19 protein-coding genes are annotated in these 23,370 nt (G+C 66.6%); 7 read left to right on the forward strand and 12 right to left on the reverse strand.

The features are described 5' to 3' along the window. Nucleotides 1–71: 71 nt before the first annotated feature. Nucleotides 72–989, reverse strand: a complete 918-nt coding sequence (truB, locus tag Pla175_RS22020; RefSeq protein ID WP_145290758.1) for a tRNA pseudouridine(55) synthase TruB — start codon at nucleotides 987–989, stop codon at nucleotides 72–74. An 88-nt stretch (nucleotides 990–1,077) separates the two neighbouring features. Between truB and rsmG the strand changes: the two genes are divergently transcribed. Next, the gene (rsmG, locus tag Pla175_RS22025; RefSeq protein WP_145290762.1) at nucleotides 1,078–1,752 is read left to right on the forward strand and encodes a 16S rRNA (guanine(527)-N(7))-methyltransferase RsmG; all 675 of its coding nucleotides are present in this window, start codon (nucleotides 1,078–1,080) and stop codon (nucleotides 1,750–1,752) included. Between the two features lie 116 nt (nucleotides 1,753–1,868). After that, nucleotides 1,869–2,276, forward strand: a complete 408-nt coding sequence (locus Pla175_RS22030) for a DUF3467 domain-containing protein (protein WP_231954013.1) — start codon at nucleotides 1,869–1,871, stop codon at nucleotides 2,274–2,276. Nucleotides 2,277–2,451: 175 nt separating this feature from the next. On the opposite strand, the gene Pla175_RS22035 is transcribed toward Pla175_RS22030, so the two are convergent. Continuing rightward, the gene (locus Pla175_RS22035) at nucleotides 2,452–2,790 is read right to left on the reverse strand and encodes a tetratricopeptide repeat protein (protein ID WP_145290770.1); all 339 of its coding nucleotides are present in this window, start codon (nucleotides 2,788–2,790) and stop codon (nucleotides 2,452–2,454) included. A 284-nt stretch (nucleotides 2,791–3,074) separates the two neighbouring features. Between Pla175_RS22035 and lpxA the strand changes: the two genes are divergently transcribed. The 3 genes from lpxA to Pla175_RS22050 all read left to right on the forward strand — a co-directional run bounded on the left by lpxA (nucleotide 3,075) and on the right by Pla175_RS22050 (nucleotide 5,761). Further along, on the forward strand, nucleotides 3,075–3,935 hold the full coding sequence (gene lpxA, locus Pla175_RS22040; protein ID WP_197527062.1) for an acyl-ACP--UDP-N-acetylglucosamine O-acyltransferase: 861 nt from the start codon (nucleotides 3,075–3,077) through the stop codon (nucleotides 3,933–3,935). 433 nt (nucleotides 3,936–4,368) lie between these two features. Then, nucleotides 4,369–4,974 carry a hypothetical protein gene (locus Pla175_RS22045; protein WP_145290776.1) on the forward strand — a complete coding sequence of 202 codons (606 nt, stop codon included), beginning with the start codon at nucleotides 4,369–4,371 and terminating at the stop codon, nucleotides 4,972–4,974. A 184-nt stretch (nucleotides 4,975–5,158) separates the two neighbouring features. Further along, nucleotides 5,159–5,761, forward strand: a complete 603-nt coding sequence (locus Pla175_RS22050; RefSeq protein WP_145290779.1) for a transposase — start codon at nucleotides 5,159–5,161, stop codon at nucleotides 5,759–5,761. A gap of 65 nt (nucleotides 5,762–5,826) precedes the next feature. On the opposite strand, the gene Pla175_RS22055 is transcribed toward Pla175_RS22050, so the two are convergent. The 3 genes from Pla175_RS22055 to Pla175_RS22065 all read right to left on the reverse strand — a co-directional run bounded on the left by Pla175_RS22055 (nucleotide 5,827) and on the right by Pla175_RS22065 (nucleotide 10,694). Further along, nucleotides 5,827–6,678 (reverse strand): SHOCT domain-containing protein, encoded by an 852-nt coding sequence (locus Pla175_RS22055; RefSeq protein ID WP_145290783.1) that lies wholly within the window; start codon nucleotides 6,676–6,678, stop codon nucleotides 5,827–5,829. 223 nt (nucleotides 6,679–6,901) lie between these two features. After that, a complete protein-coding gene (locus Pla175_RS22060) occupies nucleotides 6,902–8,566 on the reverse strand; it encodes a sialate O-acetylesterase (protein WP_197527063.1) in 1,665 nt (554 codons plus the stop codon). A gap of 79 nt (nucleotides 8,567–8,645) precedes the next feature. Then, nucleotides 8,646–10,694: a beta strand repeat-containing protein gene (locus tag Pla175_RS22065; protein WP_145290786.1), complete on the reverse strand. Its 2,049-nt coding sequence runs from the start codon at nucleotides 10,692–10,694 to the stop codon at nucleotides 8,646–8,648. A gap of 161 nt (nucleotides 10,695–10,855) precedes the next feature. Here Pla175_RS22065 and Pla175_RS22070 point away from each other — a divergent pair, with 161 nt between their 5' ends. Further along, nucleotides 10,856–11,437, forward strand: coding sequence for a DUF308 domain-containing protein (locus Pla175_RS22070; protein WP_145290789.1), 582 nt, complete (start codon nucleotides 10,856–10,858; stop codon nucleotides 11,435–11,437). Nucleotides 11,438–11,465: 28 nt separating this feature from the next. On the opposite strand, the gene Pla175_RS22075 is transcribed toward Pla175_RS22070, so the two are convergent. From Pla175_RS22075 to ppdK, 5 genes are all read right to left on the reverse strand, one after another. Next, nucleotides 11,466–12,446: a collagen-binding domain-containing protein gene (locus Pla175_RS22075; protein WP_145292258.1), complete on the reverse strand. Its 981-nt coding sequence runs from the start codon at nucleotides 12,444–12,446 to the stop codon at nucleotides 11,466–11,468. A 169-nt stretch (nucleotides 12,447–12,615) separates the two neighbouring features. Then, nucleotides 12,616–14,817, reverse strand: coding sequence for a prolyl oligopeptidase family serine peptidase (locus Pla175_RS22080; protein ID WP_197527064.1), 2,202 nt, complete (start codon nucleotides 14,815–14,817; stop codon nucleotides 12,616–12,618). A 108-nt stretch (nucleotides 14,818–14,925) separates the two neighbouring features. Then, nucleotides 14,926–15,135 carry a hypothetical protein gene (locus tag Pla175_RS22085; protein ID WP_145290795.1) on the reverse strand — a complete coding sequence of 70 codons (210 nt, stop codon included), beginning with the start codon at nucleotides 15,133–15,135 and terminating at the stop codon, nucleotides 14,926–14,928. 130 nt (nucleotides 15,136–15,265) lie between these two features. Beyond that, nucleotides 15,266–16,663 carry a redoxin domain-containing protein gene (locus Pla175_RS22090; protein WP_197527066.1) on the reverse strand — a complete coding sequence of 466 codons (1,398 nt, stop codon included), beginning with the start codon at nucleotides 16,661–16,663 and terminating at the stop codon, nucleotides 15,266–15,268. A 222-nt stretch (nucleotides 16,664–16,885) separates the two neighbouring features. Beyond that, nucleotides 16,886–19,540 (reverse strand): pyruvate, phosphate dikinase, encoded by a 2,655-nt coding sequence (ppdK, locus tag Pla175_RS22095; protein WP_145290801.1) that lies wholly within the window; start codon nucleotides 19,538–19,540, stop codon nucleotides 16,886–16,888. 259 nt (nucleotides 19,541–19,799) lie between these two features. Between ppdK and Pla175_RS22100 the strand changes: the two genes are divergently transcribed. Next, nucleotides 19,800–20,393, forward strand: coding sequence for a CPBP family intramembrane glutamic endopeptidase (locus Pla175_RS22100; RefSeq protein ID WP_145290805.1), 594 nt, complete (start codon nucleotides 19,800–19,802; stop codon nucleotides 20,391–20,393). 50 nt (nucleotides 20,394–20,443) lie between these two features. Here the strand turns inward: Pla175_RS22100 and Pla175_RS22105 are convergent, their stop codons facing one another. Both Pla175_RS22105 and Pla175_RS22110 read right to left on the reverse strand, forming a co-directional pair. Beyond that, complete coding sequence (locus Pla175_RS22105) at nucleotides 20,444–21,133, reverse strand: DUF2461 domain-containing protein (RefSeq protein WP_145290809.1); 690 nt, start codon at nucleotides 21,131–21,133, stop codon at nucleotides 20,444–20,446. Nucleotides 21,134–21,354: 221 nt separating this feature from the next. Beyond that, nucleotides 21,355–22,932, reverse strand: coding sequence for a hypothetical protein (locus Pla175_RS22110; protein WP_145290812.1), 1,578 nt, complete (start codon nucleotides 22,930–22,932; stop codon nucleotides 21,355–21,357). Nucleotides 22,933–23,370 lie beyond the last annotated feature (438 nt).

Below are 23,370 nucleotides of genomic sequence, written 5' to 3' on the forward strand. Positions count from 1 at the left end.
GTTCGGCAACCACGGCGCTAGCACCGGAGCAGAGATCGAAAGCCGCACAGCCGGTCCAATGCCACCAGCCCTCAACAGTGGGCGTGCTCAAACACGTGCTTGGGCCACAGCTTCCCGTCGGGCTTCAAACGCACCATCGCCGCCAAGCGGCCATCGGGGCCGATCACCCCCCACGGCCCGTCGCCGGGGCCCGGGCAGTCGCCGGTCACGGGCCGGCCAAAACGCAGCTCTTCCAGCTCTGCTTCATTGCAGAACAAGCACTCCTCGTCCTTGAACAACAGCCGCGGCGAGATCAGCCGCTCCGCGATCGGCGTCTCAAGCAGCGCTTCCGCGGCGACCGCCTGTTCGACCCGGAGCTGGCCGATGGCGGTCCGCACCAGCCCGCTCATCACCGCCCCCGTGCCCAGCGACGCGGCCAGGTCGCGTCCGAGCGCCCGCACGTAGAAGCCGCTTCCGCAATGGATGTCCAGCACCAGCTCGGGGTAGTCGTAGCGGATTACCGACAACTGGTAGACCGTGACGGGGCGGGGGGGGAGCGAGAACGACTCCCCTTGGCGGGCCAGGTTGTAGGAGGTCTGGCCCGCTACCTTGATCGCCGAGTAAATCGGCGGCGTTTGATTCAAGTCGCCGATGAAGCCGGGGATCGCTTGTTCGATCTCCTCGATCGACGGGCGCGGCGCGTCCGCGATGATCTCGGGCTCCAGCTCGACGTCGTCGCTGGGGCTGCGGCGCCCCAGCAAGAACGTAGCCACGTACCGCTTCGGCAGCCGCTGGACGTGCTGGATCAGCCGGGTCGCCGTCCCCACACACACCACCAGCACCCCGGTGGCGAGCGGGTCGAGCGTTCCGGCGTGCCCGGCCCGGGCGGGTCCCACCAGCCGCTCGACGCGGTTGACCACATCGCGCGAGGTCCAGCCGGCCGGTTTGTTGAGGTTCAGTAGTCCAAACACGGGGTTAGCTTGGTAGGCGGCGTTGGAGCATCGGTACATACGTGGGGCGTCTTGCCCGCTAGGAGCGCGGGGCGCATTCGAGGATACTGCGTAGCCCCATCCACTTCACCCCGCCCCGAGACCTACGTTGACTGCCGAGCCCGACACGCTGGCCGAGGCCCTTGGGTTGTGCGGCATCGAGCTCCCTGCCGACAAGATCGAGCGGCTCGACGCCTACCGCACCCTCCTCTGGGACTGGAACACCAAGCTCAACCTCACACGTCACACCACGCTCGAGAAGTTCGCCAGCCGCGATATTGTCGACACGCTTGAGCTCTCCAAGCTGATCCCCAACCGTGCGCGGGTGTTGGACGTCGGCTCCGGCGGAGGGGTGCCCGGGTTGGTGCTGGCGATTGTCCGCCCCGACCTGCGGCTGAGCGTCTGCGATTCGGTGCAAAAAAAGTCGAAGGTGCTCGAGGCGATCACCGCAGAGTTGGGGCTGCCGGCGCGGGTGTTCGCGGCCCGTGTGCAGGAGGTGCTGGAGGTCTCTACGTACGACACGCTGGTCGCCCGCGCCGTGGCGCCGCTGAGCAAGCTGCTCACTCTGCTTGCGCCGCACTGGGATTCGTTCGACCAGCTCCTGCTGATCAAGGGCCGCTCGTGGGCCGACGAACGGGGCGAAGCCCGGCACCTGGGGCTGCTCACCGGCAAGGAGCTCCGCAAGGCCGCCGAGTACACGACCCCCCGCACCGACGCGGTAAGCGTGGTGCTTCGCATCTGGCCCGAGGGGCGGGAATTGCCCGACGAAGCGGAGGAAGCGTAGGGCGGGAAGCCTCTGCATCGGGGATGGTTTCTCCACAAAAGGCGCCTTACATTGAGCGGCAGCGAGGCGGTCGTCCGCCGTATGGAAACAAGCCAAAACAAGTTGGGGAACCCGCCGTGGCCGACACGCCTACCAAAGAAACCAAGCCCGAATCCGCTGCTCCCGACCAAGCGGCCCAGCAGGGCGCCCAGCAACGCGGCAACCGCGTTGAGGTTGAGGACAAGGACGCCTTCTGCGCCTACGCCAACTTCTGCCGCGTGACCGGCACCCCCGAGGAGCTGATCCTCGACTTCGGCCTCAACAGCCAGCCCTACGGCGTGCCGACCGAGCCCGTGCAGGTCAAGCAGCGGATCGTCACCAACTACTTCACCGCCAAGCGGATGCTTCAAGCCCTGGGAATGTCCGTACAAAACCACGAACGCGTGTTCGGCGTGCTAGAGACGGACGTCCAAAAGCGCGCCACCGGCGCCCAGCGCCGCGCCTCGGAACCCGCCAGCGGATCGCTCTCGGGCCCCGCCACCTAGAGGGCCCACCCGGGCGACCCAACCGTGGCGAGCCGTCGGCGTAAGCCGCCGGAGTTGCCCCCCGCTGAGCTCTCCCCCCGCAGGAGGCTTCCTCGGGGGGACCGCCCCGTTTCGTCATCCTCTATTCCCTGCTATAGGCGCTCCGGTGGCCCACGCCACCGGCTCGCCTGCGTTGCTAGCCCCCCATCTGTAGCTGCCGGCTACGCTCCATGGCGTCTTCCGCCATCCGGATGTAGCTGGTGTCGCCGGTGCCCGCGTAGGCCCGCTGGTACGTGACGCTCAGCGCCGTGTAGCTGAACGGGTCCGACGGCTCCAGCTCCGCCGTCTGCTGGGCGTGGCGGATCGCCTCGTCGTGCCGGCCCAGCTTCTGCAGCACTACCGCCGCGGCCGAGTGGGCCAGTGCGTACTTCGGGTCGGCGGCGATCGATTCCTCGAGCTTCGCCAGCGCAGCCTCTAGGTCGCCGGCTTGCTTGAGCTTCTCGGCCTCGTCGTAAAGTTGATTCGCGTCGGGCATTGGGAAAACCTGCGAAACTAGGTGAAAGGTGGGCGTTGAGGAAAGTTTGGGCGCCGGGCGAAACGTCTCCCGGGGCACAGCCAATTCTAGGGCTTTGGGACGCTAGCAACAGCCGCCCTCCCCGACCGGCACAAATCCGAAATTCCATTCAACTTGCTTAATCGCTACCCTCCGCGGCGCCGATACCCCGTAGGTAGACGTGACCCCGTGCGCGCACAGCCATCTCCCGCTTGCTCCAGCGGGCTGCTGCGACGCACGGCGCCACCCAGCAGGGAAGCCCGCCCGTGGCCATTCATCCGCTCGCTCTGGTTCACCCCTCCGCCCAAGTCGCCGCGGACGCCGAGGTCGGACCCTTCTGCAACATCGAAGCAGGGGTCGTGGTCGGCGCCGGCTGCACCATCGCCGCCCGGGTGTCGATCAAGTCGGGCGTCACCATGGGCCAGAACAACGTGGTCGAAGAGGGCGCCGTCATCGGCGGCGTCCCCCAACACCTGCTCAAGCTTGAGCACCTCGGCCCGGTCGTCATCGGCGACCGCAACGTCATCCGCGAGAACGTCACCATCCACCGCGCTATGCACGCCGAAGGCGCCACCCGCATCGGCAACGAGTGCCTGCTGATGGTCGGCTCGCACGTCGCCCACGACTGCACGCTCAGCAACAACGTGGTGCTCACCAACAACGTCATGCTGGCCGGCCACGTCTGGGTCGGCGAACGCGCCTACCTGGGCGGGGGCGCCGCCGTGCAGCAGCACTGCCGCATCGGACGCATCGCCATGGTGGGCGGGCTGGCCCGCGTGCCCCAAGACATCCCGCCGTTCGTCACCATCGACGGCGGCACCGGCATGGTGGTGGGGCTGAACCGTGTCGGCCTGCGTCGCGCCGGGCTCGACATCGCCGAGGTGCAGCAAATCAAGGAGGCCTACCGCGTGCTCTACCGCAGCGGGCTGTCGCTGGAACAGCGGATGACGACCCTCGCCACGCGTTTCCCTGCCGGCCCGGCCAGCGAGTTCGAACAGTTCATCCACGACAGCGGCCGGGGCTTCGCCCGCGAACGCCGCATGCCCCCCAGCGGCGCGATCCGTCCGCTGCACACCGAAGCCGCCGACACCGCGGCGCCCGCCGCACAGCTCCGCGCCGCGGGCTGAGCCCCGCCCACGGGCGCGGGACGAACCCCGTCCCGCGCCGCGGTCCGACTTTTGTCCTTTTGTCCGCGCCACGCGGGGTGTTTTGCGCCCCCCAAAATCGGACAAAACCCCCACCGGGTTCAAAAACGCGGTGTTTTGCGCCACGGCCGGTCGCGACGCGACCCCCGCGGAGCCCGCCCGGCGTGCTTGAGCGGACAAAACCCTGCCCGGTTCGGACATCAGCGGACACCTCCGGGACAAAACCCCGCGCCGATCTCGACGCGGCTCCCCCGCGCACTCGGCGCGTACGCCCCCCGCAAACGCCTGTCATGGACCCCCATGGGCGCGCAGCGGAAGCCGCCCCGGATTATCCCCCAGCGCGTGGCTATTTGCTACGCGATTCTCGAGAATGGGGGCCGGTGACCTGTCCCTGTTTTGCCAGACTGAGGCAGGCATGACGACGTTCCATGACAAACTCGTCCGATGGGTCACCGAGTGTGGCGACATGGAGTTCTATGCAGACGACTCACCCCTGCGGTCGCACGAAGCAGCGTGGGACCCACAGCGGGGTCCGGCCCTGTATGCAACCAAGCGAGTCAGTCTGATGTCTCGTCGCGAGCACCAGGCCAGCGAATCGCCGGTCGCTGTCTTGGGCAGCTACGGCCTCCCCACAGGGCAGCGGCGACAATGGCTGCGCAGCGCGTTCGGCGAGGGCAAGGTTTGCTTCTTCGGCGACCTCGACGGCCCCGACCTGGTGGCTTTCGCTTCGCTCGTCGATGGAATGCCTGATCCGGCCAAACTCTACCTTGGCATCAGCGACGCTCTCTTGAGCGAGTTTTCTGTGCCACTCGATTCACTCGATTGGTGTCTGATTCCAACCACCGTCGGCGAGCAAAAAGCGATCGCGATGCTCGAGGGCCTCGGGTTTCCTGTCCGCGACATCGTTGGCAGCGAGTGCTACTGCATCATCCAAGCGGGGCAGAAAGTCGAGATCGAAGGGTTGCTGTGGGAGATCCCGGCGGACGATCTGCTGGCCTTCGTCGCGAATAGGTCGCGCTAGGCGGGAAGAACGCAACACTCTTCGTGTGCACGTCTCGATACGCACTGCCGCGTGCGATTACGGAATGAGCGGTCTACAGCAGACATCCCACTCCGTGAGATGACGCCGCTCAAGCAGTGAGCGGGTTACCTTGGGTTACGCTGAAATGTTTTCGCTCGGCGGGTGAGTGAATTACACTAGCTTCATGGAAGAACCACGGGGCTTTCGGCTTAAGGTGTTCGACCCCCGGGAGGACTTCGAGGTAGTTCAGCGCAGATTGCCGCATTGGTCGCAGGCCGGCGTCGTCACTTTTCTAACCTGGCGGACCTGGGACTCGATCCCGGAAAGCGTCCTCCAGCCCTGGCTGCTGCAGCGTCGGGATCACACCGGCAAAGCGTCTGAGATCGACTCGTCCAATCGCTGGAATGAGCACCTTGATGCGTGCTACGGGGCTTGCGTGCTGCGGCGGCCGGAAATGTCCGCCATCGTGGCGGACAGCCTGATGCACTTTGACGGCGACCGCTATGAGCGGACGGACTTCGTGGTCATGCCCAATCACGTCCACGTGCTTGTCGCATTCCCGAACGACGACCGCATGCTGCGGCAGTGCAAGTCCTGGAAACGCTTCACGGCGAAAGAAATCAATCGCCACTTGGTGCAAGAGGGCCGATTCTGGCAGGACGACGGATTCGACCATTTGGTGCGTTCGGCAGAACAGTTCGTTTACCTGCGCAAGTACATCGCCGAAAACGGTCCACGAGCGAAGCTTCTGCCTCACGAGTACCGGCACTACTCGAAACCAATGTAGACATCTCACTCCGTGAGATGATCCGCTCACGGAGTGAGCGGGCTACATTGGGGCTACATTGGCTCTCACAGCCGGCCGAGCAGCTCTGCCTTCTTCGCGGCGAACTCTTCGTCGGTGACGATCCCCTTGGCCTTCAGATCGCCCAGCCGCTCGAGCGAGGCGAACACGTCGTGCTGGTTGGCGCCGCCGCTTGGCGCCGGGGGCGCCGGGGGTTCGAAACTGGGCTGGGGGGCGGGGGGGGCCATCGGCGGCGCGGCGGGCGCCACCGGGCTGGGCGCGGCGGGGCGTCCGTCGCGCGACACCACCGGCAGGCTCGACAGGCTCACGGTGCCGTACTGGCTGCTGAAGATGATGGAGCTCCCCATCCCCTGCTGCTGGCTGAAGCCGCCGATCTGGTGGTCGAGGGTGTCGTACACCCAGACGCTGCCGCCGGTCTTGACGGCCAGCCGACGCGCGCCCGAAAAGTAGGCGTAGCGCACGTTGTTCTGCGAGCCGGTGGCGCTGGGGGGGCCCAGGTCGGTCGGCCACCAGTTGTCCTCGGGGTCGGGCACGAACAGGCTCGACTGGCCGGGATGACCGCCGGCCGTTTGTCGCTGGCCGCCCCCCCCCGACTGGCTCTGCGACTGGAAGCTGCCCGATTGCAGCAGGCCGGGCTGGTTGGCGAGGATGCCGGCGATCTCGTAGCAGAGCGAGTCGACCCGGCCCTTGAGGTTGTGGTTGAACATGTCTCCCAGCATCAGCATGCCCCCCTGCATCCATTGGCCCGAGCCGCCGAACTCCGGGTGGCTGAACTGGGCCATGCCGCCGTTGCCGTTGAGCACGGCGAACAGCATGTGGGTGACGGCGTCTTGGCTGAAGCCGTGACGCTGAGAAAGGTCTTGGACGATCTGTTGTCCGGCGGGGGTGAGCTGCTGCATGGGGAGTTCTCTCTCGGTAGCGGGGGCCGCTGGCCGTGGGCGCTCCACCAAGTTTCTCGCGGCGGCCAGCCCCTGCGAATAGCGCTCAACCCCCAACTTACCGCCGGCGGCGCATCCGTCACAGCCTCTCGCGTCGGCTGGCTTGGCTAGCGGGGCCGTGCAGGAGCGCTTGTTTCGACCATCCAATGGCAGGGGTGGTTGCGGGGCTAACCACCGCCGGGGGCTAGCGATAGGGCGTTTGACGCGGGGCTTCGTCCTGGAGACGCAGGTTGGTCGTCTTGAACAACGAGGCGGGGAGACCTTCTTTGTTGTACAGGTTGGCCCCCTCGGGGTTGGAGGACCACGCGTACCGCACCTCCACGGGGTGTGGAACTTCGTCGTGCCAAACCTCTACCGAATCCGTTCCGACGATCCGGGCTTCTGCCCACCTCCACCGGCCGTCGGAACCGCATATCTGGAACCGCTTTAACGGTTCGTCCACCTCTTGGGTGGGCGCCATCAGTTGCTTGCGCCCCACCATCAGGCCGGAGCCGGCGTGGTCAAACGCGACAACGACCCTGCTCCCGCTTGCTTTCGCCTCTCGGAAAAGGGGGCCGCTGCAGACGATGTCTCTGCCGTACGCCTGCTTGAGCGCCCACAACGCCAGCCGCTTGCCGGCATCCACCTTGTTCTTGGGATGGACGTCACGCGCCTCGCCGATGTCGTTGAGCACCGCCATGCCGGTATCGGGCAGCTTCAGCGCGTAGCGCTGCCCGTCTTGCACGAGCGCCCAGGTATCTTCATCACCCACGGGGTCGTCGTTGGCCGACCTGTAGCTTGCTAATTGGCACCAGTAGAAATAGAACTCTTCCTGTCCCCAGGCGGCCCGCCAGCCTTGAATCAGGGCGACCATCCGCCTGCCGTACTGCTCTGGAAGGTACCCGGAGTTGCTTTCCCCCTGATACCAGATGGCGCCCTTGACCGCGTAGGGGATCAGGGGGCGCACCATGCCGTGGTAAAGCGTGCCGCAGAACTGTTTGTCGCGCGATGGATGCTCGGGCTTCTGCGGCTCTTTCGGCGCCCGCCTCGCCTGGGCTCTTGCCTTCTTCCACTCCTCCAATGCCCGTGCATACTTGGCGCGTTCTCGGTCGTCGTCCCACTGCTCCAGTCGGTTTTGGTAGGCCGCGAGGCTGCTCTGGTACTCTTGTTTGAGCGCTTCGCCGCTCTCAAACGCTTGGGGCGGCATCCATGGTTCGATGCGGGTCGCCCCCAGGTTGCAGCTGATGAGCGCAACGGGGACGCCCAGTTCTCGCCTCAACTGGCGGCCAAAGAAGTAAGCTGTTCCGCAGAACTCGTTCACCTCGCGGGGCGCGGCCCGTGACCAATTGCCCCGGCCCTGCGTACGCGCTTCGAGCGGGCTGTAGTCGGGCCCAACACGGTACTGGCGGAGGAGCGGGTCGTTCGCGTTGGCGGCCTCGTCGCGCAGGTATTCGGCGACCGGCTCGTACGCCGGGTCCACCGCCGGGCCGACCAGCATCCTGAACGGTCGGTACATGTTGGATTGACCGCCACACAGCCACACCTCGCCCACGACGACGTCGGCAATCTCACGCGCAGCGGTATCGTCTGCTAGCGTGGCGGCGATCCTCAAGACACGCGCCTCGCTTGAAGCCTCCAGCGGATCGAGGTCGACCCGCCACCGGCCGTCCGCGTCCGCGACGGCGTGCTTCTGCTGCGCCCCGAACTCAACGACAACGGCGGCGCCCGCGTCGGCCGTGCCCCACACCGGCGCCTGCTGATTGCGTTGCAGGACCATGTGATCCGCGAAGATGCTCGGCATGCTCAGGTCGAGCGCGAGGGCGCTATTCGAGAGCACGAGGCAAGAAGCGACCCAAAAACAAGCCTTCATTCGATTCACTCTTGTTCGCCGGACGCGCGGCGTGCGAGGTATTCCGGCACGGTGGCGCCGGGGGCAGTTGCCCGGCCGCTTAGCGGCGGCGACGGAGTGCTGCTCCCGCGGCGGCGGCGACCAGCAGCCACGCCGCGGCCGGTTCGGGGACGCTTTGACCCGCGGCGGCGCCGAGGGCCGGCAGGCCGAAGTTCGCTTTCCAGGTGTTGTACTGCGCGACGCCGATCACGCCGCCGTTGGGGTCGTTGGGGAGCGATCCCGCGGCGGCGCCCAGGTTGTCGCGCCACACGGTGTAGTCGGCGGCGTCGACAAAGCCGTCGCCCGTGTAGTCGCCCGGAGTGCCGGCGGCGACGACGGCCAGGATGACCGAGTCGCTGGTGTACTGCACGTCAAAAGCCAGGCCCCCCGAGAGTACCGGGAGCGACTCGGCTGCAAACACGCCCGAGCGGCCGCCGCTGGCCTGCAGCACCTTGTACGAGTCTCCGAGGCTGGGCGTGAAGCCGCTGGCGAGCGAGACCGTAAGCCCGCCCCCCAGCGAAGCGGCGCCCCCGACGCTGGCCAGCCCGAACGCCTCGGTGGGGTCGTCGGCCGGGTCGATCGAGGCGAGCTCGACATTGAAGCTGGCGCCGGGGACGAAGCTGAGGTTCTCCAGCAGCACGATCTCGCTCGACGCAGAGACAAAGATCGTGCCGTTGTTGGTCACCGCGTCGTGGAAGACCGCGGTCGAGCCCCCGACCACGGCGATCTCGGCGCCGAAGCTATTGGAGACGAGGCCGAAGACGTCGACCACGCCGCTGGTGACGGCGAGCTGTGAGTTGGCGTTGTTGACCAAGCCGGAGCCCCCCAGCCGCAGCACGGCGCCGTTGCGGGCGCTGATGTCGCTAGAGTTGGACAGGGTGCTGCCGAGCTCGATCTCACCGCCGCCCAGGTCGATGAAGCCGGTGTTGCTGACGGTGCCGGTGAATAGAAGGTGGTCCCCGTCGCCCACGCGTACCCTGCCCCGCGGCCCCGCGGAGCTGAGGGTCACGGCGGCCGCGTCGACCACCCCGGCGCCTTCCACCACGCCGGTGATCGACATGCCGTTGGGCGCCACGCGTCCGCCGTCGAGCGTCAGGCGTCCGGTCGGGCCCAGCGTCAGGCTGCCGGTCATGGTCACGACACCGCCGCCGGAGATGGCCACCTGTGCGTCCCCCTGCCCCGTGCTCAGCGAGCCGGTAATGTCGAGCCGCGAGCCGACGCCGTCGACCGTGAGCTGGCCCACGGAGCCGACGTTGGCGGCGACGGTCGCCACCCCGGAGACGGTCGTCCTGGCGCCGGAGCGGATCAGCATGGTGCCATCGCCGCTGAACCCCACCGAGACGCCGCCGTTGACCGCCCAGAGGCTGCCGATGCCAACCACGTCGACCAGGCCTGTGCCGGTTGAGCCGACGACCGCGTCGGACGCGTTGAAACGGCCGCCGTTGAGGATCTCCAGCAGGCCGTTGCCGGCGACGCCGATGGCGGTGGAGGTGGCGTTCCAGCGCGAGAGGTCGTCGCTGATGGTTATGCGGCCTTGGCTGCTGGCCGAAACGCCGACGAAAACTGCGTCGGATTCAACGGCGCCGCCGCTGGTGATCTCGACGATCCCCGCGCCGGCGTTGGCGACGGAGAAGTCGTCGTTGGTGTCGTAGAGGCTCCCCAGGCCCGCTACCGTCAGCCGGCCGTTGGAGAACTGCTGGGCGCCTATCACGGTGTCGTCCGGGACGATGACGCGGGCGGCGTTGGCGAGGGAGACTTGCCCGGTCCCCTCGTCGCCGATCACGAGGTCGGAGGTAGCGCCGCTGATGGTCCAGTCCGCGCCGAAGCCGTTGAGGCTGACTACGCCGATCCCATTCACGCCGTCGCCGACCGTTCCGACGCTGGGGCCGCCGCTGCTGATGGGCATGCCGGTGGCCGTGACCGACCCGTAGGCGTTCTGACCGACGATGAACTGCCCTCCCACCGCCCCCGTGGTGGGGTTGGGGGCGTTGGGCACGGCGCCCACGGTGACGATCGCGGCGCTAGCGGCGCCGGGAAGCGCCCCGGCGAGGCACGCCCCCACCACAAGGCCAACGAAGACGCAACGGACCCGAACGCTGGGGGGGAACATCGACAAGCCTCCGACTAGTTGCAGCAAACAGGCCGTAGTATAGTCGCGCCCAGGGGCGCCGGTACGGAAAATGATCGGGGTGGGAAGCGAATGATTGGCGGGCGCTGCCCGGAGTTCGAGAGCCGCCCCCGCGCTCGATGACCGCGTAGGAGAACCAAGCGATGCCCGAAGTCTACCTCGACCCCCGCGACGACGAGCCGGGCATCCCCGTGCGGCCGGTGGGGTGGCAGTTCCCGCTGCTGCAGGGGCTGCTGCTGGTTGCGGTCGGGCTGCTAGCGGTGGTCGACCCGAAGCGGGCCGTTGAGGCCGTGACGCAGCTCATCGGCGCGCTGCTGGTCCTGCAAGGGCTGCTGTCGCTGTGGCAGAGCTTCGGCCCCGGCAGGCGCCTGGGACGCGGCGGGGCGGTCTTTACGCTGGCGGTGGGGCTGGTCGTGCTGCTGTTCCCGCTGGTGGTCAGCGGCGCGCTGGCCACCGTGCTGATGGCGATTGCGGGGGGCGTGATCGTGCTGGCCGCGGCGGTGCGGATGGCCCTGCTGTGGCCGCTGCAGGGCCGCCCCGGCGCCCGCTGGGCGATGCTGGGCGCCGTGCTCAACCTGGCGCTGGGCCTGCTGCTGCTGTGCGCGCCGCTGAGCGTGGGGCTCGTAGCGGTGCGGGTGCTGGGAGCGTGCGCCCTGCTGGCCGGCGTGGGGCTGGTGGGGATCGGTATGAGCGCCGCGTTTTCCGGCCCGCGGGACGCCGCGTAGCAGGAAACACCGCGACCCTCGGTTCGGCCTACTTCTTGGGGCGCCGCGACAGCGCCGCCAGCCCGCCCAGCCCCAGCAGCGCCAGCGACGACGGCTCGGGGACCGGCACGTTGCCGGAGAAGGTCGGCAGGTGGATCTCAACGCTCGAGCTCAGCGAGCTGACGATCACGCTGCCGTCGATGGCCCCGGCCACGGCGGATAGGTCGGCGTCCGGCGAGAGGATGGCGCCGTAGAACTGCCGATTGATGGTGATCGTTTGCGCCTCGTAGAAGTTAAACAAGATCTTGCCGGCGCTGGCGTCGTTGAACCCGCCGACAAAGTTGCCCGTGCCCTGGGTCAAGTTGATGTCTGCCCCGCTGACGTTGAACACCACGGTGTCGGCGCCGTTGAAGTTCAACCCGATCGAACCGAGGTTGGTCTCGAACAGCGCGTCGTCGATCGAGAAAACGGCGACGTTGTTCGGGCCGGCGGGGACGGCGGAGAAGACCGGGTTGCCGTTCATCACGATGGCGGGGTTGGGGCCGGTGGCCGGTAGTCCGCCCAGCAGGGCCTGGGCGGCGTTCGCCTGGCTGAGCAGGTCGCCCCCGAGCGTCTGCAGGTCGTTCTTTAGACCCGCCACGGGGGTCGCCGTGCCGGCCTGAACCACCCCCGGGATCGCGGCGCTATCGTAGTAGTAGACGCCGCCGCTGAGGTTGATGATGGCGCCCCCCGCGTTGTCGCCACCCACCTGAGCGTCGTTGCCGCTGCCGATGCTGCGGGGCGCCGACCCTACGATGTCGCCGACAAGCCGCAGGGCGACGATGTTGTTCTGTGCGATGCCAAAGTTGGCCGAGCCGCCCAACAGGTCGCCGCCGATGAAGCTGGCGCCCTCGACTTCGCTGGTCAGGCTCACGTCGCCGAACGACACGAGGTTGTAATCGAAGATGCCCGCCGCGGGGGACTCCGTCGATCCGAGCGCGGCGACGGCGACGCCCGCAATGAGGGCGAGCCGGCTAACGAAAAACTTCATGAGCGTTCCCTTCGAGTGACGCGCCCCGACGATGCGTCCGGGGCCGGGCTTGGTTCAATCTCCTATCCTGAACCAATCGTCGCTCAAGTCAAACGATCGGGGCCGCGCGGGGTACGACGGCGCCGATGCCACGCGTCTGCGCGCGGCAATCCGAACCAAACATGCGGGCCTACGAGTCGTCGCGCGGCCCGATCGTCGCCCACAAGAAGGCCCACAGGTCGGCGGCCTGCTCGATGAGCTTCGCGGTCGGCGTCCCCGCGCCGTGCCCCGCCCGCGACTCGATGCGGATCAGCAGCGGGGCGTCGCCCGCGGCCCCATTTGCAGCATCTGACGTTTGCTGCGCGTGCTGCAGCGCCGCGGCGAACTTGAAGCTGTGCATCGGCACCACGCGGTCGTCGGTGTCGGCGGTGGTGACCAGCGTAGGCGGGTAGGCGACCCCCGGACGCACGTTGTGGTAGGGGGAGTAGCCCAGCAGGTACTCGGCCATCTCGGGGTCGTCCGACGAGCCGAACTCGTCGCGCCAGAACTGCCCCGCCGTGAACGTGTGGAACCGCATCATGTCCATCACGCCGACCGCCGGCAGGCACGCGCCGAACAGCTCGGGGCGTTGGGTCATCACGGCGCCCACGAGCAGGCCGCCGTTGCTTCCGCCCTGGATTCCCAGATGCTTCGGGCTGGTGATCTTCTCGTCGATAAGCCACTGAGCCGCGGCGATGAAGTCGTCGAACACGTTCTGCTTGTTGCGGAGCTTGCCCGCCTCGTGCCACGGCTCGCCGTACTCGCCCCCGCCGCGCAGGTTGGCCACGGCGAGCACGCCCCCCTGCTCCACCCACGCCATCCGGCTGGGGGAGTAGCCGGGGGTCATCGAGATAGTGAAGCCCCCGTAGCCGTACAGCAGCGTGGGGTTCTTGCCGTCCAGCGGCAGGTCTTTGCGGTGCGTCAAGAAGATAGGGATGCGGGCGCCGTCTTTGGACGTGTAGAACTCTCGGCGGACCGTGTACTTGGAGAAGTCAACGCCCACGTTGGGCTCGAACAGCTTCTCTGATACCTGGGCGTCGATGTCGTAGCGGTAGGTCGTCGGCGGGGCGGCGTAGCTGGTGTAGGTGTAGAAGGTTTCCTTGGCGTCCTGCCAGCCGCCGAAGCCCATGGCGCTGCCGACGCCGGGGAGCTTGACTTCCCCCAACAGTCCGCCGTCCGGCGAGTAGCGCCGCACCACCGACGCCACGTCTTCCAGGTAGCTGGCGAAGACCTCGCCGCCGATCAGCGAGGCGCCTTCGAGCGTGGCCTCGCGTTCGGGGACCACCTCTACCAGCGCCTCTCGGAAGTCTGCTTCGCCGGCCTTCGACAGATCGAACGCCGCGACGCGTCGCTGCGGGGCGTCTTGGTCGGTTAGCAAGAACAGCTTGTCTCCGACCGACGCGAACGGGTCGAACGCGTTGTCGAAGTCCTCGACCAACGCGGTCCAGCCGGAGCTGGGATCGTCCCCCAGCGGCCCGTCGCCTAGCGGGGCGTCTGCACGGCGTGCGTACAGGCGGTTCTGGTGGTCGGTCCCCTTGCTCTCGCTCACCAGCAGCCAGCGGCCGTCCTCGGTCAGCCACGCGCCGGCGGACCAGTCGGGGTGGTCTGGGTTCTCAAAGACGACGACGTCCTTCGACTGGGGGTCGCCCAGCTTGTGGAAGCAGAGTTTGCGATTGAGCGCCGAAGCCTGGTACGCCTCGCCCGCCTCGGGCTCGGGGTACCGGCTGTAGTAAAAGCCGGCGCCGTCCGGGGTCCACTGCACGCCGCCGAACTTGACCCACCGCAGCTCGTCCTCAAGCTCTTTGCCCGAGTCGACCTCGAGGACGCGGATCACCCGCCAGTCGCTGCCGGCCTCGCTGCGCTGGTAGGCCAGCAGCCGGCCGTCGTTGCTGGGCGAGTAGCCCGCCAGCGCCACGGTGCCGTCTTCGCTCCACTGGTTCGGGTCGATCAGCACCCGGCCGTCGCCGTTGAAGCGGTCGGTCAGGTAGAGAACCGATTGGTTCTGCAGCCCGTCGTTCTGCGCGTAGGTGTACCGCAGGGGGCTGGCGCCGGGCCTCCCCAGCCGCTGCGGCGCCCCCCGGCGTTGGAAGTTCCACAGCTTGGTGAGCCGCTCGACCCACTCGCCCCGCGAGGGGAGCGACCGCAGGTAGGCGTCGGTCACCGCTTGCTGCTGGGCCACCCACTCGGCGACCCGCTCCGACTCGCGCACGTCGGCCTCAAGCCAGCGATACGGGTCGGCTACTTCAAGCGTCTTGCCCCCTGCCGACTGGTACTTATCGACAACTTGCTCGCGGGCCGTCTCTGGGTACTCAACGGCCAGGGCCGGCGACGTGAACAACGGAAGGATAGCCATCCATAACCGGGGGAAGCTGCGAAGGGGCATCGGGGCCTGCTCGGTGAAATCCAAAACACAACGGCGCCGCCGGAAGCGCCAAACTTCGATTGAGCTTCCAGCGAAGCGCTAGGCCGCGACCGGCTCGATGCTGCACATGCAGACCAGCGCGAGGATCTTCGCCCGCAGCTTTCCATCGGCCTCGCGGCAGAGAACATAAGCAGCGATGTCGTCGACGATTATCATCTCGCGGCTGGCGACGGTAAATTGTTTACCGTCGTTCATCCCGATAACGATAGGGCCTTCAGCAATCGCTTGATTCAAAGTCTCTCGGTCCATAGCGGTCGTGAGGTTGCTTGTGGCGGATAGGCGCGCGGCCGGCGAGGTTCGCGCCGCGGTTATACCGCAATTATCGCTTCCTGCGCCGTGCGATTCAAATCTCGTCCCGACAAGCCGCCACAGCCGGCGCCTAGCTGCCGACCGGCGCGGCGGCCCGCTTCTTGGCGAACCTGGCCTCGAGCTCTGCCAGCCGCTCCGCGCGCTCCGCCTCGATCCGCTGACGCTCGATGACGGCCTCGGCGGCCAGGTCTTTCCCTTCGACCAGCGCGTTGAGCTCCTTGGTGAGCTTCTTCTCCAGGTCGGGCGAGAAGCCGACGTGCACCACCTGCACCTTGCCGTCCTTGCCGATGACCACCGACTGGGGGATGCCGCTCACGCCGAACTCCGAGCCGACCTCGCCCTCGACGTCGTACAGCACGTTCAGTGAGTAGTCCTTGTCCTCGAGGAACGCGGCGACCTTCTCTTCGTCTTCGCGCTGGTTGACCGCGTAGAACACCACGCCCTTGTCGGCGAAGTCGTCCGCAACCGTCGTCAGCGCCGGGAACGCCCGCACGCAGGGGCCGCACCAGGTGGCCCAGAAGTCGAGGATGATGATCTTCTCACCCACCAGATCGGCCAGGTCGACGTCCTCGCCGCCGTCGGTCGCCAGCGTGAAGGTCGGCGCCTGCTCGCCCAACAGCGGGTGGGGCTCGTCGCCGCCGCCGAAGAGCGACTCAACAAACTCGGCCTTCTTCGGGATGCTCAGCACAAACGCCTGCGAGGTCGCGGGCGCGTCGAACTGCCAGTCGCTGAAGTTCAGCCCGGCGGTTACTTCAAGGCCCGCCTTGCGCTGCTGCGGCGAGATCCGCTTGCTCATGTCGGGCTCTGCCCGCACCAGGGTGGGGGAGTCGCCCGTGGTGACGAACAGCTTCCAGGGCCGGCCGCGGAAGTCTGCAGAAACGACGTCTACCTTCTCGCCGTCCAGCTCTTGCTGTCCCTCGTAGGCTAGGTCTGCCGCGGCGAGCAGCGGCTTTGCCGATTCGGGCGACACCAGGTTGAGCGCAGTGCTCGCGTCGCCGTTGGCCAGCATCCCGAGCACGCGGTTCTGTAGCGCCTCGGCGATGCTCTTGGGCGCGGCCTCCACCACGAACTTGTCTTGGAACCGCGTCATCATGTCGTCGCCGTCGCTCTTGATAAAGAACGGCCCGTCTGGATCGACAACCGAGAACCGGTTGGGGCCGGCGAGCGCGACTAGGTACTTGGTCGCTTGCTCTCCCCCTCTCTCGCCCATCTTGAAACTGACGGTGTACTCCATCGTGACCGACGCCGACGGCTGCTGGCTGACGTGCTTCGCCGCGGCCATCAGCACCGCGCGGGCCTTCTCGGCGGAAGCCTCGGCTTCTTCCTCGGTCATCTCCTCTGCTTGCTCTTCTTCGGCCGGTTTCTGGGCCACCACGGTCTTGGCTTCGGAAGTCTCGGCCTCGTCGGCCCAGGCGTAGAAGGGAAGACAGACGCCCAGCAGGGCGACGAAGGAAAGGCTTCGGAGCATCGGAGTGATCCTGGGGGAGTGGGGGGCAGTGGAAGGGAGCATTGTCCGCTCCTCGTGGGCCGGAAGCAAGCATCGCCCCCCGAATTTGGTGGGTAGCGCAACGTTCAAACTGGCCCGAAAACGCGCAACAGCCCGCCACCCAAAGGCGAGCCGCCGGCGTCAGCCGACGGGGTTTTAGCTAGCTCAGCTCCGACGGCTTACACCGACGGCTCGCCTTGGGGGTTAGCCCCGCAGCGCCGCCTGGGCAGCCGCCAGCCGGGCGATGGGCACGCGGAACGGGCTGCACGACACGTAGTCGAGCCCCACCTTGTGGCAGAACTGGATGCTCTCCGGGTCGCCGCCGTGCTCGCCGCAGATGCCGCACTTCAGGCCCTTCTTCGCCGAGCGGCCTTTGGTGACGCCCATTTCGACCAATTGACCGACACCCGTGGCGTCGAGCGTCTGGAACGGGTCGCGGGCCAGCAGCTCGTGCTTCAGGTAGTCGGGGAGGAACGTGTTCACGTCGTCCCGGCTGTAGCCGAAGGTCATCTGCGTCAGGTCGTTGGTGCCGAAGCTGAAGAAGTCGGCGTGCTGACCCACCTCGTCGGCGGTCAAGGCCGCGCGGGGGATCTCGATCATCGTGCCGATCAAGATCGGCAGCTTGCCGGTGTGCTTGGAGGCCGTCTTGACCTTCTCGATGGTCTCCTCGGTCTTCTCACGCAGCAGCTTCAGCTCCGCGGCCGTGCCGACCAGCGGGATCATGATCTCTGCCTGGGTGTCGACGCCCTTTTTGACGCAGGCGATCACGGCCTCGACGATAGCCGTGACCTGCATCTCTAGGATTTCCGGGTACGTGACCGCCAGCCGGCAGCCGCGGTGCCCGAGCATCGGGTTGGCTTCGTGCAGTTGGGCCACACGGTCCTTGACCGCCTTGGGGGTGACGCCCAGTTGCTTGGCGATCTCGGCCTGGCTCTTAGCCTCGTGCGGCAGGAACTCGTGAAGCGGCGGGTCGAGCAGCCGGATGGTGACCGGCAGCCCCTTCATGGCCGTGAACAGGCCGACGAAGTCCTTCCGCTGCATCGGCAGCAACTTCTTCAGCGCCTTGGTGCGGTCTTCGACGTCGGTGGCGAGGATCATCTCACGCATCGCGGTGATGCGGTCTCCCTCGAAGAACATGTGCTCCGTGCGGCACAGCCCGATCCCTTCGGCGCCGAAGTCGCGGGCGCGTTTGGCGTCGGCCGGGGTGTCGGCGTTGGTGCGGACCTTGAGCTTGCGGTGCTTGTCGGCCCAGCCCATCACCGTGGCGAAGTCGCCCGACAGCTTGGGCTGCTGCGTCTCCACCTCGCCCACCATCACCTCGCCGGTCGAGCCGTCGATCGAGAGGGTGTCCTTGTGGGTGAAGGTCTTGCCGCCGACGGTGATCTTGCGGGCCTTCTCGTCGATGGCGATCGTGCCGGCGCCGGCCACACAGCAGCGTCCCCAACCGCGGGCCACCACGGCCGCGTGGCTGGTCATGCCGCCGGTGCTGGTGAGGATGCCGGCCGCGGAGTGCATGCCGTCGATGTCCTCGGGGTTGGTCTCCTTGCGGACCAGCAGCACCTTCTCGCCGGCGTGGGTGCGCTCGACGGCTTCCTCGGCGGTGAAGGCCAGCTTGCCCACCGCGGCGCCGGGCGACGCCGGCAGGCCGATGGTGAGCGTGGTGGCGGCCTTCTTGGCCGCCGGGCTGAAGCTGGGGAGCAAGAGCTGCGTCAGGTCGCCCGCCGGGATCCGCAGGATGGCGGTCTTCTCGTCGATCAGCTTCTCCTTGACCATGTCGCAGGCGATCTTCACCGCGGCCGCGCCGGTGCGCTTGCCGCCGCGTGTCTGCAGCATGTAGAGCTTGCCGTTCTCGATGGTGAACTCGATGTCCTGCACGTCCTTGTAGTGCTTCTCGAGTTGGTCCTTGATCCCCATCAGTTCCTTGTGGACCGCCTTGTTCCACTTGGGCATCTCTTCGACGGGGAGCGGCGTGCGGATGCCGGCCACTACGTCTTCGCCCTGGGCGTTGATGAGGAACTCGCCGTAGAACTTGTTCTCGCCGGTGGACGGGTTGCGGGTGAAGGCCACGCCCGTGCCCGACTCGTCTCCCATGTTGCCGAACACCATCGACTGGACGTTCACCGCCGTGCCCTTCAGCCCGGTGATGTTTTCTACCTGGCGGTAGCGGACGGCGCGGTTCTGGTTCCAGCTCTTGAAAACCGCCTCAACGGCCAGCTCAAGCTGCGTGAGCGGGTCTTGGGGGAAGGGCTTGCCGTAGTGCTTCTGGAAGACCTTCTTGTACGCGTCGCACAGCTCGATCATCCCCTCGAGCGGCACGTCGTTGTCTAGCTTGGCGTTGTGCTTCGACTTGATCTTGTCGAAGGCCTCTTCGAAGTGCTCGTGGTCGACGTCGCAGACCACGTCGCCGAACATGTTGATCAGCCGGCGGTAGGCGTCGTAGGCGAACCGCTCGTTGCCGGTGGCGTTCGCGAGGCCGACAACCGACTGGTCGTTCATCCCCAGGTTGAGGATGGTGTTCATCATGCCGGGCATGCTCACGGCGGCGCCGGAGCGGACCGACATCAACAGCGGCTCCTGGGTGTCGCCGAACTTCTTGCCAAGCTCCTTCTCGAGCATGGCGATGTTCGTGCGGACCTCGTCCATCAGGCCCGGCGGGAGCTTCTTCTTGTGCTGGTAGTAGAGGTCGCAGCACTCGGTCGTGATGGTGAACCCGGGGGGCACCGGCAGCCCGATGCTGGTCATGTCCGCCAGGTTGGCGCCCTTGCCGCCCAACAGGGGCTTATCTTTGGTGGTCCCTTCGGTCTTGGTCTTACCGAAGTAGTAGATCATCTTGGCGCCAGAGGCAGCTTTCTTGGCCATCGCGGGTGTAGTCCTTGGACTCTCTGTCTGAGAAAAAGGGCGTTCTTCAGTGAAAAACCTGGGAAAATGAGGCGGCATCGTAGCTCGCCCCTCCGCAGACCGTCAACCCGCCGTGCGCGGCACGTCCCACAAACCACGCCCAACAGCCGCCGGGCTACGCCCCGGCGGCGCGGCTGGGTAGAACCATCTTGCGAGCCACTCCGCCGGGGCGTTGCCCGGCGGCTATTGGCTTGCGCGTCTGACCGCCTAGTTTTGCGTCATGCACCAACCCGAAGAACAATCCGAACGCCGCAGCCGGATGCGCTGGATCGCCCTGCTCGAGGCGGGCCTGGCGCTGCTGGGCGCCGGCCTGGCCTGGCTGATGGGGGTCCCGCTGCTGGGGATGCTCTCGCCGACCGAGGGCTGGGCCTGGGCCATCGGCCGGGGGCTGCTGGCCGCACTGCCGCTGGTGGCGCTGCTGGCCCTCGCCCGGCAGGCCTCCTGGGGGCCGATCGCCCGGTTCCGCCGGCAAGTGAAGCGGATCTTGCGGGCCGCCTTCCCGCGGGCCCGCGTGGGCGAGCTGCTGCTGGTCTCCCTGGCTGCCGGCATCGGCGAGGAGGTGCTGTTCCGCGGCGTGCTGCAGTACCTGCTGATCCAGTGGCTGGGGGTCTGGCCCGGGCTGGGGCTGGCGAGCCTGGCGTTCGGGCTGGTCCACCCGATCTCGGTGGCCTACGTCGCGGTTGCTACGTTCGGGGGCGCCTACTTCGGCTGGCTGGCCGTGTGCTCGCCCGACCACGAGATCGTCTCGGCCATCACCGCCCACGCCGCGTACGACTTCGTCGCCTTGATGCTGCTGACCCGCCGCGAAGCGTAGCCCGCTCACTCCGTGAGCGGAAGCATCTCACGGGAATGAGATGGCTACACTCAGAACTTCAGCCCGATGGCGTGGCACAAGAACCCCACGTACGGCGCCGCGGCCTGGAACTTGGCGGTCACCGTCTTGACGACCGTCGGCTTGAACAGGTCGTCGATTGGTAGCTGACACGCGCCGATGTGGTCTTTGCGTTTGAGGTGCTCGACCAGCGGGTGCTGGGCGTCGTAGCCCTTCGGCGGGCGTTTGAGCGACTCGCCCCCCGGTTCGTAGTCCTTGCGGAACGACGCGGCGCCGAGGGCCTTAAGGTACGCATCGGGCCGGGTGTCGATCGCCTTGCGGATGGCCCCCAGCGCCGCCGGGTCCGGATGCCAGATGCCGGCGCCGAGGAACACTTCTTCGGGCTCGATGTGCAGGTAGAAGCCGGGGGCGTGGACGTCCTTGCCGCGCTCGTGCCGGAAGTGGATGCCGACGTTCGTCTTGTACGGCGTCTTGTCGTTCGAGAAGCGGACGTCGCGGTGGACCCGCATCAGCGACCCTCCGACCTTCTTGTCGACCGCGACAAAGTGGGGCGAGACCGTGGCCAGGGGCCCCTGCATCGCGCGGATAAACGCCAGCGCCGGCTCACGGACCTCGCTCTCGTACCGCGCGCGGTTCTTCTCGAACCAGGGCTTGGTGTTGTTGCGCGCCAGCGCGTCGAGGAAGTGGACCAGACCGATCGGGAACCCGGGGAACTTCGCCATGCCGAGAGTGTAGCGGACCGCAACGCAACGAGAAGCTGACCACGGATGTCACAGATGATATACGACGTCATCCGTGAAAACCGTGCTATCCGTGGCCAAAACGTCCGTCAACAAACGAGAAAAGCGGCCCGGTTCACGTTGAACCGGGCCGCTCGCTCATCCGTCGTTTGACCAGCCCTCTTCCGTACAAGGGAAGCGAGAGTCTCAGTCGTTACTACTACTTAACCGTTGCAGCCACAATCCGAAGCGGCGGCGGCCGGGGCCGACCCGCTGCCTTGGCAGCAGGGTTGGCAGCTGCTCACTTCAACGGCAATCTGCTTGCAGACGGTCTTCGGCACGCAGCGGGTCACCGTGTACGGCACCTTGCGGGCGACGCACTTGATGTCCTGCACGGTCTTCGTGCAGCACACCGGCTTGCAGACGGTGTAGCACACGCTCTTGGTGCGGCACTCGGGAACCATCTTGCACACGGTGTAGGTGCAGCTCTTGCACTCGGGCACCATCTTGCACACACGGTAGCAGCAGGTGCGGGTGCGGCACTCGGGCACCATCCGGCAGACCGTGTAGTTGCAGCTCTTGCACTCCGAGACCATACGGCACACCTTGTAGCAGCAGGTCTTGGTGCGGCACTCGGGCACCATCCGGCACACGGTGTAGCAGCAAGTCTTGCACTCAGGAACCATCGTGCAGACCTTGTAGCAGCAGGTCTTGCACTCGGGGACCATCTTGCAAACCTTGTAGCAGCACGTGCGGGTGCGGCACTCGGGAACCATCTTGCAGACCTGGTAGGTGCAGGTCTTGCACTCGGGGACCATCTTGCAAACGTTGTAGCAAACGGTCTTCGTGCGGGGCTCGCACACGGTCTTGCAGCAGGTGATCTGCTTCTCGCAGCAGCTCGGCACCCAAACCTTCTTGCAGCAGGTCTTCGGCGGGCACTGCACGCAGATCGTGCTGCACGCACCCGGCTTGTAGCAGCACTTGCAGCTGCAAGGATCGAACACCCAAGTCCCCGGCTCGCGGACCGTCTGACGACGGACGGGGCCGGCTACTTCGTACGTCTGGGTCTCCCAGTGACCGCTGTTGACCGTGATGGTCTTGGTGTAGGGGACCGTCTTCGAGACGTAGTACGTGACTTCCCGGCTACGCTGCTCGGTGACCGGACGCATCACCGTGTAGTTGCGGGTGCGGGTCTCGTACACCGGCTTCATCACCGTGTACGGGACTTCCTTCGTGCGGGTCTCGTAGACCGGCTTCATCACCGTGTAGTTGCGGGTGCGGGTCTCGTAGACCGGCTTGTGCACGGTGTAGGTGCGGGTCTTCTGCTCGTACACCGGCTTCATCACCGTGTACTGAACCTCACGCTGACGGGTTTCCCAAACCGGCTTCTGGACAGTCCAGGTGCGGGTCTTGGTCTCGTACACCGGCTTCATCACCGTGTACGGGATCTCTTTGGTGCGGGTCTCGTAGACCGGCTTCATCACCGTCCAGGTGCGGGTCTTCTCTTCGTGCACCGGCACCATCACGGTGTACTGAACCTCTTTGGTCCGGGCCTCGGACACCATCTTCGTGTACGAAACTTCTCGGTCTTCCGCGATCCGGTCGTAGACCGTCTTGTAGCAGGTAACCTGCTGGTTCTCGTACACCGTCTCGCGGACGGTCTTCATCACAGTGTGTGTGTGCGGCTGACAGCACGGGTCACAACTGCTGTAGCGAGCGCCGCCACAGCAATCGGCGTTGGCTTGCGCCGACGCCATTAGGACCACGGCTGCCACCAGCGGCATGCCAAACAAGCGCTTCATTGCAGGGTCGCCTCCAGAAAGAGTTGCACGGGTGAATTAGGGTGAGCTGGTCAAGGCAGGTAATCCTGCCCGTGTTTTTCTTCGGAACGCGGAGCCAGCACTCCTTAACGCAAGCACTCAAATCCCCCTGTTACCCCGAGTTCTCCTGTCGCCTCATTTTGCGCCACGCAAAGGGTCGCAAGTCGCACTCAGGCAGGGGTTTACGTCGACCTGAGGGGTCAAACAGCGGCCAACGGTCGGTCCGTTTATGCCTGCCGTTCCGCGCATGACGCGCACCGGCGCGTGCCGCCGCTAGCAAGCTCGGCCCAATTAGGCGCGGTCGGAGCCCGCGGCGGGCCCTGCGCGGCGCCTGCCAAGGGGCCCGCGCGACGCCCCGCACGGCCGGGCGGACCGATGCCGTCAGATCCGACGTAAGTGTTTATCAGCGTTGCCTTTCAG

The organism is Pirellulimonas nuda (genome assembly GCF_007750855.1).
Lineage (GTDB): Bacteria > Planctomycetota > Planctomycetia > Pirellulales > Lacipirellulaceae > Pirellulimonas > Pirellulimonas nuda.

Excerpts from the sequence above, each read along its gene's own strand:
- truB (WP_145290758.1), bottom strand. The coding sequence starts at position 989 with ATGTACCGATGCTCCAACGCCGCCTACCAAGCTAACCCCGTGTTTGGA.
- Pla175_RS22035 (WP_145290770.1), bottom strand. The coding sequence starts at position 2,790 with ATGCCCGACGCGAATCAACTTTACGACGAGGCCGAGAAGCTCAAGCAA.
- Pla175_RS22045 (WP_145290776.1), top strand. The coding sequence starts at position 4,369 with ATGACGACGTTCCATGACAAACTCGTCCGATGGGTCACCGAGTGTGGC.
- Pla175_RS22050 (WP_145290779.1), top strand. The coding sequence starts at position 5,159 with ATGGAAGAACCACGGGGCTTTCGGCTTAAGGTGTTCGACCCCCGGGAG.
- Pla175_RS22055 (WP_145290783.1), bottom strand. The coding sequence starts at position 6,678 with ATGCAGCAGCTCACCCCCGCCGGACAACAGATCGTCCAAGACCTTTCT.
- Pla175_RS22060 (WP_197527063.1), bottom strand. The coding sequence starts at position 8,566 with ATGAAGGCTTGTTTTTGGGTCGCTTCTTGCCTCGTGCTCTCGAATAGC.
- Pla175_RS22065 (WP_145290786.1), bottom strand. The coding sequence starts at position 10,694 with ATGTTCCCCCCCAGCGTTCGGGTCCGTTGCGTCTTCGTTGGCCTTGTG.
- Pla175_RS22070 (WP_145290789.1), top strand. The coding sequence starts at position 10,856 with ATGCCCGAAGTCTACCTCGACCCCCGCGACGACGAGCCGGGCATCCCC.
- Pla175_RS22075 (WP_145292258.1), bottom strand. The coding sequence starts at position 12,446 with ATGAAGTTTTTCGTTAGCCGGCTCGCCCTCATTGCGGGCGTCGCCGTC.
- Pla175_RS22080 (WP_197527064.1), bottom strand. The coding sequence starts at position 14,817 with ATGGCTATCCTTCCGTTGTTCACGTCGCCGGCCCTGGCCGTTGAGTAC.
- Pla175_RS22085 (WP_145290795.1), bottom strand. The coding sequence starts at position 15,135 with ATGGACCGAGAGACTTTGAATCAAGCGATTGCTGAAGGCCCTATCGTT.
- Pla175_RS22090 (WP_197527066.1), bottom strand. The coding sequence starts at position 16,663 with ATGCTCCGAAGCCTTTCCTTCGTCGCCCTGCTGGGCGTCTGTCTTCCC.
- ppdK (WP_145290801.1), bottom strand. The coding sequence starts at position 19,540 with ATGGCCAAGAAAGCTGCCTCTGGCGCCAAGATGATCTACTACTTCGGT.
- Pla175_RS22100 (WP_145290805.1), top strand. The coding sequence starts at position 19,800 with ATGCACCAACCCGAAGAACAATCCGAACGCCGCAGCCGGATGCGCTGG.
- Pla175_RS22105 (WP_145290809.1), bottom strand. The coding sequence starts at position 21,133 with ATGGCGAAGTTCCCCGGGTTCCCGATCGGTCTGGTCCACTTCCTCGAC.
- Pla175_RS22110 (WP_145290812.1), bottom strand. The coding sequence starts at position 22,932 with ATGAAGCGCTTGTTTGGCATGCCGCTGGTGGCAGCCGTGGTCCTAATG.